At 70.1% G+C, this 16,885-nt stretch carries 12 protein-coding genes and 1 pseudogene; 10 read left to right on the top strand and 3 right to left on the bottom strand.

From position 1 onward, the window contains the following. The first annotated feature begins 155 nt into the window (after nt 1-155). Nucleotides 156-1,424 (top strand): hypothetical protein, encoded by a 1,269-nt coding sequence (locus WMF43_RS00665; RefSeq protein WP_437676640.1) that lies wholly within the window; start codon nt 156-158, stop codon nt 1,422-1,424. 63 nt (nt 1,425-1,487) lie between these two features. On the opposite strand, the gene WMF43_RS00660 is transcribed toward WMF43_RS00665, so the two are convergent. Next, on the bottom strand, nt 1,488-2,930 hold the full coding sequence (locus tag WMF43_RS00660) for a pectinesterase family protein (RefSeq protein ID WP_437676638.1): 1,443 nt from the start codon (nt 2,928-2,930) through the stop codon (nt 1,488-1,490). A gap of 328 nt (nt 2,931-3,258) precedes the next feature. Between WMF43_RS00660 and WMF43_RS00655 the strand changes: the two genes are divergently transcribed. Together WMF43_RS00655 and WMF43_RS00650 are read left to right on the top strand one after the other, a co-directional pair. Further along, nucleotides 3,259-4,131, top strand: coding sequence for an SDR family oxidoreductase (locus tag WMF43_RS00655; protein ID WP_437676636.1), 873 nt, complete (start codon nt 3,259-3,261; stop codon nt 4,129-4,131). An 80-nt stretch (nt 4,132-4,211) separates the two neighbouring features. Further along, nucleotides 4,212-4,319, top strand: a pseudogene (locus tag WMF43_RS00650) (DUF433 domain-containing protein); the annotation flags it as partial. A 23-nt stretch (nt 4,320-4,342) separates the two neighbouring features. Here the strand turns inward: WMF43_RS00650 and WMF43_RS00645 are convergent. Then, nucleotides 4,343-4,747, bottom strand: coding sequence for a DUF6968 family protein (locus WMF43_RS00645; RefSeq protein ID WP_437676635.1), 405 nt, complete (start codon nt 4,745-4,747; stop codon nt 4,343-4,345). Nucleotides 4,748-5,246: 499 nt separating this feature from the next. Here WMF43_RS00645 and WMF43_RS00640 point away from each other — a divergent pair, with 499 nt between their 5' ends. Together WMF43_RS00640 and WMF43_RS00635 are read left to right on the top strand one after the other, a co-directional pair. Beyond that, nucleotides 5,247-6,644, top strand: coding sequence for an AAA family ATPase (locus tag WMF43_RS00640; protein WP_437676634.1), 1,398 nt, complete (start codon nt 5,247-5,249; stop codon nt 6,642-6,644). Then, nucleotides 6,641-7,444, top strand: coding sequence for an HNH endonuclease (locus WMF43_RS00635; RefSeq protein ID WP_437676633.1), 804 nt, complete (start codon nt 6,641-6,643; stop codon nt 7,442-7,444). The genes WMF43_RS00640 and WMF43_RS00635 overlap by 4 nt, the downstream gene beginning before the upstream one ends. A gap of 69 nt (nt 7,445-7,513) precedes the next feature. Here the strand turns inward: WMF43_RS00635 and WMF43_RS00630 are convergent, their stop codons facing one another. After that, nucleotides 7,514-8,425, bottom strand: coding sequence for a LysR family transcriptional regulator (locus WMF43_RS00630; RefSeq protein WP_437676631.1), 912 nt, complete (start codon nt 8,423-8,425; stop codon nt 7,514-7,516). A gap of 165 nt (nt 8,426-8,590) precedes the next feature. On the opposite strand from WMF43_RS00630, the gene leuC reads away from it, so the two are divergent. The 5 genes from leuC (at nt 8,591) to WMF43_RS00605 (ending at nt 16,658) form a co-directional block, all read left to right on the top strand. Then, the gene (leuC, locus tag WMF43_RS00625) at nt 8,591-10,000 is read left to right on the top strand and encodes a 3-isopropylmalate dehydratase large subunit (protein ID WP_437676629.1); all 1,410 of its coding nucleotides are present in this window, start codon (nt 8,591-8,593) and stop codon (nt 9,998-10,000) included. Nucleotides 10,001-10,028: 28 nt separating this feature from the next. Then, the gene (gene leuD / locus WMF43_RS00620) at nt 10,029-10,643 is read left to right on the top strand and encodes a 3-isopropylmalate dehydratase small subunit (protein ID WP_437676628.1); all 615 of its coding nucleotides are present in this window, start codon (nt 10,029-10,031) and stop codon (nt 10,641-10,643) included. Between the two features lie 198 nt (nt 10,644-10,841). Beyond that, nucleotides 10,842-11,636 (top strand): alpha/beta fold hydrolase, encoded by a 795-nt coding sequence (locus WMF43_RS00615; RefSeq protein WP_437676626.1) that lies wholly within the window; start codon nt 10,842-10,844, stop codon nt 11,634-11,636. Between the two features lie 13 nt (nt 11,637-11,649). Beyond that, complete coding sequence (locus WMF43_RS00610; RefSeq protein ID WP_437676624.1) at nt 11,650-13,557, top strand: PAS domain-containing sensor histidine kinase; 1,908 nt, start codon at nt 11,650-11,652, stop codon at nt 13,555-13,557. Between the two features lie 284 nt (nt 13,558-13,841). After that, entirely contained in the window at nt 13,842-16,658 is a 2,817-nt protein-coding gene (locus tag WMF43_RS00605; RefSeq protein ID WP_437676623.1) for an FG-GAP-like repeat-containing protein, read from the top strand. The last annotated feature ends 227 nt before the right edge of the window (nt 16,659-16,885 follow it).

Here is a 16,885-nt window from a genome sequence, read left to right as displayed (position 1 = left end):
CAGGGGGCGCCGGCGGCTCAGGGAGTTCCGATGGCGCCGGCGGCTCCGGCGGCTCAGGCGGCGCAGGCGGCGCAGGCGGCGCAGGCGGCGGCCCCGAAGGTCTCGTCGCGTACTGGGCCCGGCCTCTCCCCGGCGCCTCCACCCTGGCAATCGCCATGGATCCGGCCTCGAACACGCTGGCGGCAGGCCGCTTCCGAGGTGAAGTCGACTTCGGCGCCGGACCCGTTGGGATCGACGCAGGGCCGATCACGCCCCCTCTGAACGAGCAGAGCTTTCTGGTCAAGTACGATCCCGACGGCGAGCTCCTCTTCTTCAAGGCGCTCGGCACGGACGCATGGGTGAGGGGCATCGAGACGGACGCCGCGGGGAACATCTTCATCCACGGCGACTGGGCCGGCACCATCGCCTTCGGGGACGACGTGGTCCTCTCGGGCCCCGAAGACCGTAGCTACAGCTTCCTTGCGAAGCTCGACCCGGAAGGCGAACCCCTGTGGCAGCAGTTCTACTACAGCCAGCACGCCTACCTCTTCGGGGTCGACTGGTCCATGACGATGACGGACATCGCGGTGGACGGCGCAGGCGACGTGATCCTGCTCGGCGAGTTCGATGGGGAAGTGGACTTAGGCACGGGGCCGCTCCTCTCAGAGGACATGGCCGACGAGGGCAACACGAGGGACGGCTTCGTGGTCAAATACGCGGGCGCGACCGGAGCCCCGCTCTGGACCAAGCAGATCGGGAGCACCTGGTTCGACATCATGGGCAGCGTCGACGCGAACGCGGCCGGCGAGATCGCCGTCTCGGGCGCGGTGTCGATCGACCCGATGGACACCGTTGCCTTCAACCCGAACTGCCTGCTCGCCATGAGGCTGACGCCGGCAGGAGAGGAGGTGTGGCGGTTCGAGTCCCACTGGGAAAACGGCGGCGTCTTCGCCGTCGGGAACGCGCTCGACGAGCTCGGCGGCGTGGTCCTCCAGGGGAGCGTCCTCGGGATCACCGACTTCGGCGGCGGGCCGGTCGGCTCCGACACAGGATACGTGAGGACGCTGGCGAGGTTCGACGAGGCCGGCGGCTACGCCTGGCACAGGGCGCTCCCGCTCCGTTATGACCCCGCGTTCGGCGTCAACGGCGCGCGCGAGATCGTCCTCGCCGGCGAGATGAGCGATCCCCTCGATCTCGGCGGCGACCCGCTCGTGAGCGCCGGCGCCACGGACATCTTCCTCGCCAGGCTGGCCCCGGACGGCGAGGTCCTCTTCCGCACGCGCCTCGGCGACGCAGCGTGGCAATCGGTTTATCGCCTTGCCGTCGGCGCCGACGGCAGCACGGCGCTCCTGGGATCCTTCAGCGGCACGCTCACCATCGGATCCCACGAGCTGGTGAGCACGACCGGTGGATCGCAGCCCTTCCTGGCCAGGGTACGTTACTGATCTGCCAGGCCCACCCCGCGCGCCGTGCTCACGGCGCGCCCGGGCCCGCGCTCGCGCGCCCCCTCACGGCGCCGCGCTGCCGGGGCCGGTGTTCGCGTGCTCGTAGAAGCGGTTCGCGGGGTACATGCCCGCCGTGGCGCTGTAGGGGCGGCTGACGGTCGAGGCGTGCCAGGGATCCGCCGCTCGGATGTGAGCGCCGAGCGTCGAGTTCCGGATGATCACATGGCCGTTCGGGTAGACGCCGCTCGCGACGTTCGCGGCGTACGTCGCGAGGTCGCTCTGCCCCTCGTCCCAGGCCCGGCCGAGGTAGACGAGCCCGTCCGGCGTGCCGGCCTCGGCGGTCAGCTCGCTGTTGATGATCAGGATGCCGTGGTCGTTGCGCGCGTCGGTGCTGGGGGCGACGATGTACCCGCCCGTCGCGCCCTGCCGCGCGGTCAGGTACTTGATCGTGCAGCCGTCGAGCGCGAAGGTGCCGCGGCCGAAGATGAAGTCCACGTCGCCCTCCACGTAACACCCCTTGAAGTACGCGCGCGACACCGTGCCCGCGTTCGGCGTCTTCACGTAGAGCGTGTCCTGGTTGCCGAGCAGGCGCACGTTCTCGAAGATCAGCCTGTCGGCCTGCGTCATCAGCGCGACGGCCTGCTTTCCGCTGGACACGGCGCGCTCGTCGGTATCGTTCGCGATCGTGAGGTTCTTGGCGCGGAAATCGCCGGCGTACGCGGCGAAGGTCGCGCTGCCGCTGGTCCCATAGGTCGTCGCGCTGAGGCTCGGGTTGCAGGGGTTGGCGGGCTCGCCCGCCGCCTTCGCCTTGCCATTGTGGTTGTTGTAAACGATGACCGTCCGGCTGGCGTCGGCGCTGGTGCTGTAGAGCGTGATCGGCGGGGCCGACGACGGCACGCAGATGACCTCGCGGTAAACACCCGACGAGACCTGGATATAGACGCGGCTCCTCCCGCCGACGGCCACCGCGGCGTCGATCGCGGACTGCACCTTGGTGTGGGTGCCCCCGCTCGCGGCGACCGTGTACGTGGGCGTGAAGCCGCCGACGTCGCCCGCTCCCGCGGTGGGATCCCAGCCGTCCGCCACCAGACCGGACGCGAGGTCGCCGGCCTTCTCCAGGTGCTTCAGGACCGTATGGGCGGCCGCCTCCGCGCGCGTGAGCTGCGGGCGCGTGTCGGTTCCCTCCGCGAAGCCGCCCGAACCGTCGCCGCCGGCGCCGCCCCAGCCAGCGCCGCCGGTGCCGCCCGGACCGGCGCCGCCGGCGCCGCCCGAGCCCGAGATGCCGCCCGTGGAGCTGCTCTCGGCGCCGCCGCCGCCCGACGAGGAAGCGCCGGAGCCGCTGCCGGAGGTTCCCCCGGAAGACGTGTTGTTGCTGGAAGCGCTCCCGGTGGCCGAGCCACCCCCCGAAGAGGGCGCGTCGCTCGAGCCGTTGCCGTCGCATCCGCAGAGGGTGAACACGAGGAGCGCGAGTGGAAACGAGAGGGTTCGACTGGAATCGGTGGTCATGCCCATCGTTCTACCTTGCTCTGCCGGGTCGCTGGATGACGCGTGAGCGATGCGCGCCGGTTGCAACGCGCACGCCACGCGGCGCAACGCCGCGGCCGGCCGCCGGCGTTCACCGCACCTTCCGCGGAAACGCCGCCTTTCCTTGCCCGGGGTGCAGCGGCACGGAAGCGCTGAGCGCGATCGGCTGTCAACCAGGGGTTGACACGCTGGACAGCCGGGACGCCGACGGGGCGGTCGATTCCAATACATTGGAACTGAATCCAGAGGATGGTCGCTCGTGTAGCGTGCTCCTCCCGCGCCTTCGACCGCGCGGCGGAGGCGGGGCAACATGACCGATGGAAGGGAGCAGCAGATGATCCTCGTGACCGGAGCGACAGGAAAGGTTGGCGGCGCGGTGCTCGAGCAGCTGGTCGAGGCGGGCCACAAGGTCCGCGTGCTCGTGCGCGACCCGGCCAGGCTGGGCGATCGCGGCAGCCTGGTCGAGGTCGTGAGGGGCGATCTCGCGAAGCCCGAGACGCTCGACGCCGCGTTCGCGGGCGTGGACCGGGCGTTCGTGGTCTGCGCGAGCGGCGACCTGCGGGAGCTCGCCGGCAACGCGGCCGACGCGGCGAAGCGGGGGGGCGTCAGGCACATCGTGCTGCTGTCGTCGGCGACCGCCAACGACACGCGCGATTACGCCATCGCTCGCTGGCACCGCGCGGCCGAGGCGGAGGTCAAGGCGTCGGGGCTCGCCTGGACGATGCTGCAGCCGGGGGCCTTCGCGTCGAACTCGCTCCAGTGGGTCGGCTCGATCAAGGCGCAGGGCGCCGTGTACCAGCCCACGGGCGACGGCAAGAGGGCGCCGATCGACCAGCGCGACATCGCCGCGGTGGCCGTGAAGGCGCTGACGTCGCCGGGGCACGAGGGCAAGTCGTACGTGCTCACCGGGCCGGAGGCGCTGAGCGCGGCGGAGCAGGTGGCGAGGATCGGCGCCGCGATCGGCAGGCCGCTCCGGTTCGTCGACGTGCCCGAGTCCGCCGCCCGCGAGGGGATGGAGAAGGCGGGGCTCCCCGAGGTGTTGATCCAGGCCGTCCTCGAGATCCACGCGCTGGTCAAGGCGGGGCAGGACGAGCTGATCACGTCGACGGTCGAGCAGCTCCTCGGGCGCAAGGCGCGGACGTACGATGAGTGGCTGGAGCGCTACGGGAGAGCGTTCGTGTAGGACCGGCGGGGGCGGGGGCAGCGCTCTCGAAGAGGCGGACGGCTTTTGCGGTATGCTCCCCGTGGGGAGAGCCCCGAGCTATGCGAACCTTTGACCGGATCACCTCGCACCCCGGCCGCATGAACGGCCAGTCGTGTATCAGGGACCTTCGCCTCACGGTGAAGCGGGTGCTGGAAGCCTTGGCGAGCTCGGCAGCCGATGGTCCGTTACCTCAGCCCGCCGCTTCGTTTCCAGCGCGCGCCTTCTCGTTCACGAACTTCTGAATCTCCTGCTCGATCACTTGCTCCATCTTCTGAGAGAAGGCGAACCCGAACGCATAGTGCAGCATTTTTGGGAAACCCGTGTCGCCCGGTTCCCCCCCCTCCCAAGAAACACGAACCCCGGAAGCTTCGAGCACATACCGGATAGCATGGACGGCGTTGAGCAAGGCCGAGATGCCGTCGATCCCGAGACCTCGATCAGACCGAGGATCGGGGATGCCGTCGACATAGAACGGACACGCCCATTCTCCCGGTTGAACCTTTAGAGGTTGGCCGATCGTTACCGTCACCCAGCGACCGGGATCATCGAGGACCGTGAGGCGACGCTCCGCGATGGGATTCTGTATCGGGACCATGGATCGCAGCTTGCCGCTGGCGCCCAGGGTCCGTCAAGCCGTTGCTCTCCACTGGTCTCCAAAGTGCCAATTGCACCAGTTGATACAGACGATCGTGCCCCCTTTCGCAGCCAGCCAGCATGTCGCCTTCATGCGAGGATCCGGCAGCTGGCGGCAAAACTGCTCCATGGCCAACTGTCCATTTCTGCATGCCTGGACGCACTCGTTGTAAGAGACAGCCAGCTGGATGTCTCCGAGCCGCTCTTCAGGTTCGTCCACCCCTGGCGATGCATCAGATCCGGTTGCCGTCGCCGTTCCCGTAACTCCCACAAGGCCCAGAGCACACAGCAGCCGCCTCATGTGCTCCCCCATGAGCAACACCTCCAGCCGGAATCCTTGCCGGTCAAGCACGATCCCGCCTGGCACGGCTTTCACCGTGGCGGAGGTCCTGGCGTAGCCTTCGCGTCCAGACGGACGCAACCCGTGCCCACGCCCGCGCGCGATGCGCTAGGATGCCGCCGTGTACATCCGCGAGATCCACATCCGGAACCTCAAGCTCCTCCGCGATCACCGGCTGTCGTTCACGACCGCCTCCGGTGAGCCGCGGATGTGGACCGTCATCGTCGGCGAGAACGGCCTCTGCAAGACGTCGATCCTCCAGGCCATCGCCCTCGCGGCCAGCGGTCCCGACCGAGCGAACCAGCTCGCCGACATCCCCTCGCTGCCGGACCGGCGGCACCCGGACGAACCCCTCGACATCGCGGCCAGCTTCGAGTTCGGTCCCCTGGCCAAAGGGCGCTCGCGCTCGTATCCGCGCTGGATCGGCAAGCTGGATCAGCCGCCGAGATTCTTGCGGAGCCGGCTGGTCCTCGATCCGGGATGGAAGGTCTTCGTGGGCTCCTCCGATTACGGAGATGCTTGGGCACATCTCCTGCAAAACCTCGATCTGGAGCGCAGCACCGATCCGGGCCCCCTCCGGGAGGCCCGCGCCGTCGGTACGCCGTGGTGGTTCGTGGCCGGGTACGGTGTCAACCGGCGCTTGCCCAAGCCGCACGGCGCGGCGCGCCCCGACGACCCGACGCTCAGCCGGCTCGACTCCCTGTTCGACCGCGCCCCGATCCTCGGCACCGGCTTCGCTGACATCCTCCAGGACATCGGCATCGACCCGCGCCGTTACGCCGAGATGCTGTCCGACGCCCTATTTCGCCGCTCCCGCCTCCTCCCGCGCGTGCGGGGCGTGGAGCTCCGCGGCCGCGGCGGCGTGAAGAGCGCCGCCGACCTTGTCGAAGCGCATCGCTTCGAGCTGCGGTCCGGATCCTCCACGGTCAAGCTGCCCGCGACGTGGCTCTCCCATGGTTATCAAGGGCTCATCTCCTGGATCGCGGACCTCATTGGCCAGATCCTGGCCGATACCTCGATGTCCGACCTCATCGTGGACCCCTTGGAGATGAGCGGGCTCGTGCTCATCGACGAGATCGACCTCCACCTGCATCCAAGCTGGCAGGCCGAGCTCGTGCCGAAGCTGAAGAAGGTCTTCCCGCGGATGCAGTTCGTGGTGACCACCCACTCGCCCCTGGTCCTCCCCGGCTTCGCAAAGGACGAGATCATCCGGCTCGGCCGGAACCGGGGCGGCGACGTGATCGCCCGCAAGGCCGACGAGTCGCCCGCGCTTATGACCGGCAGCGAGCTCTACGAGGAGTTCTTCGGGATCGATCGCCTCTACCCGACCGACCTCGGCGAGGCGGCGCAGCGTTACGGCCTCATCGCGAACGACCCCGATCGCTCGGACGCGGAGGAGCAAGAGATGCTCGCGCTGCGGAAGAAGCTCCGCGACGCGGAGGTCGAGCCGGAGTGGGAGCCGGTGCCCCGAACCAAGAGGCGCGAGGTGCGGCCGGTGAAGAAGGCGCGCGGTCGATGATCCGTGTGGACCGAGGCCCGACGCCCCTCGGGCTGGAGGCCATCCGAAAAGCCGAGGTGAAGCGGCTCGCGGCGATCGTCCGGCGCGCGCCGCCGAAGGCCAAGGACTTCGGCCACGAGTACAACGTCGTCCGCGGCGCCCTCTGGAAAGCGCAGGGGCGGAAGTGCTGCTACTGCGAGCGACGTGTCGACCGCCTCTACAACGACGTCGAGCACTTCCGGCCCAAGACCCGCGCCTACCGCGGTCCGGGCCGACCGACGCACGGCTACTGGTGGCTCGCGTGGACGTGGGAAAACCTCCTGTTCGCCTGCCCCCGCTGCAATCGAAGGCACAAGAAGAACAGGTTCCCCCTCGCCCGGAAGAGCCTTGTCCTGCCCGCGCGCCAGAACCCACCTGGACCCGAGCGAGCCCTCCTCATCGATCCTTCCAGCAAGGAAGACCCGATCTGTCACATCCAGTTTGTTCCACTCGGGGCAGGAAAAAGAAGAAAGTGGCTCCCGGTGGCTCGCCGCGGGAGTCGCAGGGGCAAGAGGACGATCAAGATCCTCAAGCTCGCTCGTCCCGAGCTCGTGGACGACTACCGAGATCATGTGTCCGACGTCGTGGGCCCTCACGTGGAGAAGATCCGCAAAGCGATAGGCGCGGGAGACGGCCGCACCGTCGCGAAGGCCTGGCGATCCGCCCTGAAGACGCTGTTCCGTCCGCGTCAGGTGTTCCAAGCGCTCTCCTATGACGTCCTCGACCACCACTTTCCGCCGGCGATCCGGCAGCGGTGGGGCCTCGATCTTGCCCGACCCTGATCGGAAACGCTGACGCCTGCACGGCGTGCCCGCGCGCCGCGCACGTACCCGCCACCTCCCCGCTCTCCCCTACCCCCCGACGAGCGCCTTCGTCCGCTGCTCCGCGCGCCGCCCCTCGGCCGCGAGCCGCTCGATGAAGCCCTCGATCACCGGATTGCGCCGGAAGTTCTCGCGCATCATCAGCTCGACCGGCAGCGGCTCCACCTCGGCGATCTCCACGGCGAGCCGCGAGCGCGCCACCTCCGTGAGCGCGAGCGCCGGCGCCAGGCCGATGCCGAGCCCGCCGGAGACGTACGACACGAGCAGCGACACGCTCGACACGTCGATCGTCGACACCGGCCGGATCCGCTCGCGATCGAGGTACACGTCCAGCATCCGCCGGCCCAGGCTGCCGGGCGCGAGGCGCAGGAGCGGCTCGTGCCGCAGCCGCTCGCGCAGCGGCGGCGCCTTGCCCTTCTGCCGCGGACCCACCCACAGAAACGGCTGCACGAACAGCGGCTGCTTCACGAGGTCGCCGCCCGTCGACGACGCCGACGCCAGGCCGAAATCCACCTCGCCGCGCTCCACCCAGCGCGCCGCGTCGAGCGAGTTCGCCGTCGTGATCGCGAAGCGCACCGGCGCGCGCTGCGCCAGCATCTGCCGGATCACCGGCACCAGGAGGCCCTTGCCGAGGTAGTCGCTCGCCGCGAGGCGCAGCGTCGTCGACGGCTCCCCCGCCAGCGCCGACAGGAGCTCGAACACCCCCTCCGCCTCGTCGAACAGCCGCGTGATCGCCCCGAGCGCCGCCTCCCCGGCCGGGCTCAGCCGCACGCCGCGCCCGTCGCGCTCGAACAGCGCCACGCCGAAGTGCTCCTCCACCCGGCGCACCTGCTGGCTGATCGCCGACGGCGTCTTGTGCAGCCGCCGCGCGGCCTCGGCGACCGAGCCCGACCGGGCCACCAGGAGCACATCCTCGAGCGCAGGGAGCAGCGACGCGTCCATGTAGCCTTGCTTAACTCATCGTGAAAAAAGTTTCATTCGACTTAATGCTGCCGCGCCCGCATAGTCGTCTCCGCCAGCGCGACCGCGACGCGCGGGCCGGCTCCGGGAGCCGCCGCCACGAGGGGCGGCCACCTCCAGGCACATCCAGCGCATCCAGAGGGGATCATGGGCAAGAGTCTCTACGACAAGGTGTGGGACCTCCACAAAGTACGCACGCTGCCGAACGGCGAGGACCAGCTCTTCATCGGCCTCCACCTGATCCACGAGGTGACGAGCCCCCAGGCGTTCGGGATGCTCCGCGACCTCGGGCTCCGGGTGCGCATGCCCGAGCGGACGTTCGCGACCCTCGACCACATCGTCCCGACCGACAACCGGAAGCGACCCTTCAAGGACTCGCTCGCCGAAGGCATGGTCGACGCCCTGAAGAAGGCCTGCACCGAGCAGGGCGTCACGTTCTTCGACCTCGAGTCGGGGCGGCAGGGCATCGTGCACATCATCGGGCCCGAGCTCGGCCTCACCCAGCCCGGGATGACCATCGCGTGCGGCGACTCGCACACCTCGACGCACGGGGCGTTCGGCGCCATCGCGTTCGGGATCGGGACCACCCAGGTGCGCGACGTGCTCGCGACCCAGACCCTGAGCCTCCAGCGGCTCAAGGTCCGGCGCATCCAGGTCGAGGGCAAGCTCGGGCCGGGCGTCTACGCGAAGGACATCATCCTCGAGATCATCCGCCGGCTCGGCGTGTCCGGCGGCACCGGCTACGCGTACGAGTACGCCGGCTCCACCATCGAGGCGTTCTCGATGGAAGAGCGGATGACCCTCTGCAACATGTCGATCGAGGGCGGCGCCCGCGTCGGGTACGTCAACCCGGACGAGATCACGTTCGCGTACATCAAGGGCCGGCAGTACGCGCCCAAGGGCGAGGCGTGGGACCGCGCGCTCGAGTACTGGCGCTCGATCGCGTCGGACGCGGACGCACACTACGACGACGTGGTCCGGATCGACGCGAGCCAGATCGCGCCGACCGTCACCTGGGGCATCACCCCGGGCCAGGCGATCTCCGTGAAGGAGAAGGTGCCGGCGCCCCAGGACGCGCCGAACGAGTCGGAGCGGGCGCTCATCCAGGAGGCGCTCGAGTACATGCGCCTCGAGGGCGGCAAGCCGATCGAGGGGACGAAGATCAACGTGGCCTTCATCGGCAGCTGCACGAACGGCCGGCTCTCGGACTTCCGCGAGGTGGCGCAGCGGATCAAGGGGCACAAGGTCGCGCCGCACGTGCGCGCGCTGGCCGTCCCCGGCTCGATGGAGGTCGCGCGCGCGGCCGAGGCCGAGGGGCTCGACCGCGTGTTCCGCGAGGCGGGCTTCGAGTGGCGCGAGCCGGGCTGCTCGATGTGCCTGGCGATGAACCCCGACAAGCTCATCGGCGACGAGCTGTGCGCGTCCTCGTCCAACCGCAACTTCAAGGGGCGGCAGGGCAGCCCCACCGGCCGCACCGTGCTCATGAGCCCCGTGATGGTCGCCGCCGCCGCCGTGCGCGGCGAGGTGGCCGACGCCCGTGACGTGTTCGGAATCTGAAGACGCTCGCACCCCGAGGTAGATCCCCATGGCACTCGAACAGATCCACTCCGTCACCGGCCGCGCAGTCCACGTCCCGGGCGACGACATCGACACCGACCGGATCATCCCGGCGCGCTTCCTCAAGTGCGTCACCTTCGACGGCATCGGCGAGCACCTCTTCCGGGACGTGCGGTATAACGCCGACAACTCGAAGAAGGATCACCCGCTGAACGACCCTCGCTTCGAGGGCGCCACGATCCTGATCGCCGACCGGAACTTCGGCTGCGGCTCGTCGCGCGAGCACGCGCCGCAGTCGATCGCCAAGGCGGGCTTCCGCGCCGTCATCGCCGAGAGCTTCGCCGAGATCTTCTTCGGCAACTCGACGACGCTCGGCATCCCCTGCGTCTCGGTCGCGCGCGACGCCCGCGCCGCGCTCGTCGCGCGCGTGAACGCCGACCCGAAGGCGCCCGTCACGGTCGACCTGAAGGAGCAGGTCGTCCGGGCCGGGGACCTCTCGGTGCCCTTCACCATCAAGCCGGGCGCGCGCGAGTCGCTGATCCGCGGCACGTGGGACCCGATCGCGCAGCTGCTCGAAGGCGCCGACGAGGTCGCGAAGGTGGCCGCGCGGCTGCCCTACGTGCAGCGCGCCGCCGCGCAGTGACCCCGCCAGAGGAGAGGCGCGCGAAGCGGCGGCCCTGACCGCGACCAGCGCGCGCCCGCGAGCTCATCACTGGACTCACGCGCTCCGACCGAAGATTCCACGGCTGACGTCGACCGGAGCGGCCCGCTGCCTCCTCGGGTGGCGGGCCGCGGGTCCCTCTGTTATGCCATCCCGGTCACAACAGAAGGAGCGTCGCACGTGAGCGTCCGCAAGCGGCACAACGTCAACATCGTCGGTCGCGGTGACGTCGACATGATCTTCGCGCACGGCTTCGGGTGCGATCAGAACATGTGGCGCCTGCTCACCGGCGCGTTCGAGGATCGTTACCGCATCATCCTGTACGACCTCGTCGGTTGCGGCCGTTCGGATCTGTCCGCCTACGATCGCAAGCGGTACGACACGCTCGATGGGCACGCGCGCGACGTGCTCGAGATCCTGGAGGAGGTCGCGACCGGGCCGGCGGTGTTCGTCGGACACTCCGTCAGCGCGATGATCGGGCTGCTCGCCGGGATCGCGGCGCCGGAGCGCTTCCGCGAGCACATCATGGTCGGACCGTCGCCCTGCTACATCAACGACGGCGACTACGTCGGCGGGTTCACGCGCGCCGACATCGAGTCGCTCCTCGACACGCTCGACAGCAACTATCTCGGATGGGCGAGCACGATGGCGCCTACCATCATGGGCGCGCCGGATCGGCCCGAGCTCGGCGAGGAGCTGACCAACAGCTTCTGCAGCACCGATCCGGAGATCGCCAAGCACTTCGCGCGCGTCACCTTCCTCTCGGACAACCGGGCCGATGTCCCCAAGCTCACCGCGCGCGCGCTCATCCTGCAGTGCTCCGACGACATGATCGCGCCGCGCTCGGTGGGCGATTACCTGCACAAGACGCTGCGGAACAGCACGCTCCGCCTCATCGACAACATCGGTCATTGTCCCCATCTCAGCGCGCCCGGGTCGATCGCGGACGCGATGCGAGAGTTTCTACGGGCGTGAGCCGGAGCGGGCGATGACCTCTCCCGAGGACGGCTCGCGCGACGCGCTCGACCTCTACGAGCTGGCGCCGTGCGGCCTCCTCACGACGGCGGCAGACGGGACGATCCAGCGCGTCAACCGCACGATGTGCGCATGGACGGGGTTCGCCGCGGACGAGCTCCTCGGCAAGCGCTTCCAGGATCTGCTCACGATAGGCAGCAAGCTGTTCCACTACACCCACTGGATGCCGCTCATGCAAATGCAGGGATCGGTCGCCGAGGTGCAGCTCGAGATCGTGCACCGCGACGGCCGCGCGCTCCCCGTCCTGGTGAACGCCGCCCGCCGCGCGGCGCCGGCCGGGGCGGCCGTGGCCGACCGGCCGCCGATCGACGTGGCCGTGTTCGTCGCGACGGACCGCCGCAAATACGAGCGGGAGCTGCTGCTCGCGAGGAGGCGCGCGGAGGAGCTCCTCGCGAGCGAGCGGCAGGCGCAGCAGGCGCGGGCGCGCGCGGAGGCTCGGCTGCGGCTCGCGCTCGACTCGGCGCGCCTGCGCGTGTGGAGCGTCGACGTGGCGACCGGCACATGGCACTACGAGCGCGACGTGGCCCCGTTGATCGGGCTCGCCCCCGCCGATGAGGTCCCGCCCGAGGTGTATGCCGCGTGCATCCACCAGGACGACCGCCCCGCCGAGGCCGCCGCGTTCGCCGCCGCGATCGATCCGGAGCGCCGCGCGACGTACTCGGTCGAGTACCGGCTCCTCGGCCATGACGGCCTGGAGCGGATCGTCCGCTCCACCGGGCGCACCTTCTTCGACGACGACAGGCCGGTCCACTTCACCGGCGTGATCGAGGACGTGACGGACCGCCGGAGGAGCGAGGAAGCTGTCCGGCAGCGCGAGACGGAATTCCGAACGCTGGCCGAGAACTCGCCCGACGTGATCGTGCGCTTCGATCGGGCGCACCGCTTCGTGTACCTCAGCCCCGCCGCCGAGGGACTCACCGGGAGGCCCGTGGCGGACTTCCTCGGAAAGCCGATCGAGCAGGGCGGGACGGGGAGCGACGACGTGGCCGCCTGGGTGGCCGCCATCGACGAGGCGTTCGCGGGCCGCCGTGGCACGCTCTCGTTCACGTACGAGGCGCGGGACGGCCGGCGGCGCGAGCTCCAGGCCCATGTCGTCCCCGAGCGCAACGCGCGCGGGGAGATCGTCACGGTCCTCGGGCTCACGCGCGACGTGACCGCCCTGCGCCAGCAGGAGCGCGAGGCCCAGCAGCGCGCGATCCTGGCAGAGCAGCTCATCGGGATCGTCAGCCACGATCTCCGCAATCCGCTGAACGCGGTCCTCCTGGCGACGCAGCTGCTCGGGGACGCCGACGCCGACCTCCAGGGCGTGCTCGCCGGCCGGATCGCGGCCGCCGCCCACCGCGCCAACCGGCTGATCACGGACCTGCTCGATTTCACGCAGGCGAGGCTCGGCGGCGGCTTGCGCGTCGCGCGTCGCGAGATCCACCTGCACCTGGTCGCGGCCGATTGCCTCGACGAGGTGAGGCTCGCGTGGCTCGGTCGCCAGGTGGAGCACCGGCGCGTGGGGGACGGTCCGGGGCTCGCCGATCCGGATCGGATCGCGCAGATCCTCACGAACCTGGTGAACAACGCGCTGACGTACGGCCCCCCGGACCAGCCGGTCACGGTGACGACCGTCGTGGCCGAGGGCGCGCTCGAGATCCGGGTGCACAACGCGGGGCGGCCCATTCCGCAGGAGCTCCAGGCGCGGATCTTCGAGCCGATGCAGCGGGGCGAGGCGCAGGCGAAGCAAGGCTCGCGCAGCGTCGGGCTCGGCCTCTACATCGTGCGCGAGATCGCGAGCGCACACGGCGGCCGGGTGAGCGTCCGATCGACGGAGCGCGAGGGGACCACGTTCCTCGTGGTGCTCCCCCGCGCGTGAGGAGCCGCGAGGTGATCGCTTGATCACGTCGATCGATCCGTTTGATCGGTTCGCCCGGCGAGGGTGCCTTGCCATGTATGCTCGGCCGGAAAAATCACGACCGACCTGGATTTCGTAGAGCGGAAGAGAACCGGCGGCTCGTGAGACGGGCGCGTCGGCGGCAGGGGTCGACTCGGGCGCGAGGTTTGCGTTGTCGCGGCGGTGCACCACGGGGTCGCGCCCGGCGAGGCTCGGCACGGCCCACGACAACCATGGTCATGGAGAACCTCTGCATGAGAAGCAGGATGAAGGCTTTGAAGGCCCTGTGCGCCGCAGCGGCGAGCGCCCTCGTCGCCGGCTGCGGGGTCGATCGCGGCGTCGAGGACGCGGACGGCTTCGCAGGCGTCGACGACGCCGCGGGCGCCGGCCGCGCTGCGCAGGCGCTTTCGGCCGAAGGACAGGTGTGCATCGCGATCCAGCGCGGCGCGGGCTCGTCGAGCGTCGCGGACGCCGTGCTCTGGCAGAGAGCGCCGACCTGGAACGACGGCACGAACGTGACGATCAGCACGGGGGCGAGCGAGAGCAGCGGCCTCCAGCGCAGCCTGCTCCGGTTCGACCTCTCCGGTCTGCCCGCGGGCGCCGAGGTCGTGTCGGCGAGCCTGTCGCTCTCGCAGGTCTACAAGACGGTCGACAGCACGGTCCGCGTCCACCGCGTCACGCGCGCCTGGGAGGAGTCGACGGTGACGTGGGCGAGCTTCGGAGACGCGTTCGATCCGGCGGTCGCCGGGTCGTTCACCTCCGGCGGGGGCGCAGGCTCGCGGTCCTCCGACATCACCGGGCTCGCGCAGGCATGGGTGAGCGGCGAGGCCGAGAATCACGGCGTCCTCATCGAGGAAGAGCCCGCCCGGAGGACCGATTACCGGAGCAGCGAGAAGCCGCGCGTCGAGGACCGGCCGAAGCTCGACCTCTGCTACGTCGTCCGCGACCCGGGGACGCAGGACGGCGTGTGCGCCGGGCCCGGGCTCTTTCGCCCGCTGGCCGAACCAGCAGGCTACAACCCGGTCGACGTGGCGGCCGCGGATGTGGACGGCGACGGCGACATCGACCTCGCCGTCGTGAACTCCGGGACCAGCGAGTTCGACGGGGCCGGGCACGTCAGCGTGCTGCTCAACCAGGGCAACGGCACCTTCGCCGATCCGGTCAGCTACGCTGTGGGCTCGGTGGCCCTCTCGATCGAAGCGGCGGACCTGAACGGCGACGGCCACCCCGATCTCGCCGTCGCGAACAGCGAGAGCGCCGACGTGAGTGTGCTGCTCAACGAGGGCGACGGCACCTTCGCCACCGCGGTCAGTTATCCCGCAGGCGCGCGCCCCGCCTTCGTCGCCGCGGCGGACCTGAACGGCGACGGCCACATCGACCTCACCGCCGCGAACGGCTGGGCCGGGGGCGTGAGCTTGCTGCTCAACCAGGGCGACGGCACCTTCGCCGCTCCGGTCGAGCACGCCTCGGGCGGGAGCACCGGTGCGGTGGCGGCGGCGGACCTCAACGGCGACGGGAGGCTGGACCTCGCCGCCGTGAACTCCGATAACGGCGACACCGACATGCGCGGCAACGTGAGCGTGCTGCTCAACCAGGGCAATAACACGTTCTCCGCCCCGGTGAGCTACGCCTTGCACGACATGCCGTTGAAGGTCACTGCGGCGGACCTCAACGGCGACGGCCACACCGACCTCGCCGTGGTGGACTACATACGCCGCCTCAGCGTGCTGCTCAACCGGGGCGACGGCACCTTCGCCGCACCGGTGACCTATGCTGTGGGTCTGTACGCCTCCTCGGTCGCCGCGGCGGATCTCAACGGCGACGGCCATCCCGACCTCGCCGTCGGGAGCTACACCGAGGTGGGCGTGCTGCTCAACCAGGGAGACGGGACCTTCGCCGCACCGGTCAACCACGGCATGGTCATGAGCCTGCGCTCGGTGGAGGCGGCGGACCTGAACGGCGATGGCCGCCTCGACCTCGCCGTCACCAACACCGCGGAACCCGGCACCTTCTGGGGCGGCGACGTGCGCGTGCTGCTCAACCAGGGGAGCGGCACCTTCGCCTCCTCGGCGAGCTACGCCGCTGGCCAGGGTTGGGTCTTCGGCCCCGAGTCGGTCGTGGCGGCGGACCTGAGCGGCGACGGTCACCTCGACCTCGCCGTCGCGAACGGCGACAGCTCTGACGTCAAGGTGCTGCACAACCGCGGTGACGGCACCTTCGGAGCGCCGGTCAGCCATGCTGTCGGCGTGTACCCCCTCTCGGTCGCGGCGGCGGATCTCAACGGTGACGGCCATCCCGACCTCGCCGTCGGGAGCTACACCGAGGTGGCCGTGCTGCTCAGCCAGGGCGACGGCACCCTCGCCGCCGCAATCCATTACGCCGCGGGCTCGTCCCCCGTCTCGGTCGCGGCGGCGGACCTGGACGGCGACGGCGATCCCGATCTCGCCGTCGCGAACAGCGACGGCGGCGACGTGAGCGTGCTGCTCAACCAGGGCAACGGCACCTTCGCCGCCGCGGTCCATTACGCCGCAGGCTCATCCCCGTCGTCGGTCGCGGCGGCGGACCTCGACGGCGACGGCCTGCTCGATCTCGCCGTCACGAACGCCGCGAGCGACGACGTGAGCGTGCTGCTCAACCAGGGCAACGGCACCTTCGCCGCCGCCGTCCACCACGCTGCCGGGCGCTGGGCCCGGTCGGTCGCGGCGGCGGACCTGGACGGCGACGGCGATCTCGATCTCGCCGTCGCGAACTCCTGGAGCAACGATGTGAGCGTGCTGCTCAACCAGGGCGACGGCACCTTCGCCGCCGCCGTCCACCATGACGTGGGCGCGTACATCTCCGCGGTCGCGGCGGCGGATCTCGATGGCGACGGCAGTCCCGACCTCGCCCTCGCAGACGGCCAGGGCGCGGGCGTGCTGCTCAACCAGGGCAACGGCACCTTCGCCGCCGCCGTCCACTACGCGGCGGACTGGAACCCCATCTCGATCGCGGCGGCGGACCTGAACGGCGACGGCAATCCCGACCTCGCCGTCGCAAACCAGCTCAGCGGCAACGTGAGCGTGCTGCTCAACGCTTGCCTGTAGCTTCGCCAGCGCGGCCTGTTTCCCAGACCGACCGGCGGCTGCTGCCGTAGGAGCCGCCTTAAAAGCGCAGCGTTCGCGTGCGCGACGCCCCCGAGGGTTGGCAAGAAGGAGGGACTCCTGGCCGCCCGCAGGCCGGTCGCGTGCCCGGCGCTCCCGAGAACCAGCGTTGGCGCGGGCTCACGCGGAGCTACAATCGACCCACGGAGCCCCGCGCCGTGGGCGCCCCC

The organism is Sorangium sp. So ce131 (assembly GCF_051519095.1).
Lineage (GTDB): Bacteria > Myxococcota_A > Polyangia > Polyangiales > Polyangiaceae > Sorangium.
This window is presented reverse-complemented; position numbering and strand designations above follow the sequence as displayed.

Excerpts from the sequence above, each read along its gene's own strand:
- WMF43_RS00655 (WP_437676636.1), top strand. The coding sequence starts at position 3,259 with ATGACCGATGGAAGGGAGCAGCAGATGATCCTCGTGACCGGAGCGACA.
- WMF43_RS00630 (WP_437676631.1), bottom strand. The coding sequence starts at position 8,425 with ATGGACGCGTCGCTGCTCCCTGCGCTCGAGGATGTGCTCCTGGTGGCC.
- WMF43_RS00605 (WP_437676623.1), top strand. The coding sequence starts at position 13,842 with ATGAAGGCTTTGAAGGCCCTGTGCGCCGCAGCGGCGAGCGCCCTCGTC.
- leuC (WP_437676629.1), top strand. The coding sequence starts at position 8,591 with ATGGGCAAGAGTCTCTACGACAAGGTGTGGGACCTCCACAAAGTACGC.
- leuD (WP_437676628.1), top strand. The coding sequence starts at position 10,029 with ATGGCACTCGAACAGATCCACTCCGTCACCGGCCGCGCAGTCCACGTC.
- WMF43_RS00610 (WP_437676624.1), top strand. The coding sequence starts at position 11,650 with ATGACCTCTCCCGAGGACGGCTCGCGCGACGCGCTCGACCTCTACGAG.
- WMF43_RS00645 (WP_437676635.1), bottom strand. The coding sequence starts at position 4,747 with ATGGTCCCGATACAGAATCCCATCGCGGAGCGTCGCCTCACGGTCCTC.
- WMF43_RS00635 (WP_437676633.1), top strand. The coding sequence starts at position 6,641 with ATGATCCGTGTGGACCGAGGCCCGACGCCCCTCGGGCTGGAGGCCATC.
- WMF43_RS00660 (WP_437676638.1), bottom strand. The coding sequence starts at position 2,930 with ATGACCACCGATTCCAGTCGAACCCTCTCGTTTCCACTCGCGCTCCTC.
- WMF43_RS00665 (WP_437676640.1), top strand. The coding sequence starts at position 156 with ATGGATCCGGCCTCGAACACGCTGGCGGCAGGCCGCTTCCGAGGTGAA.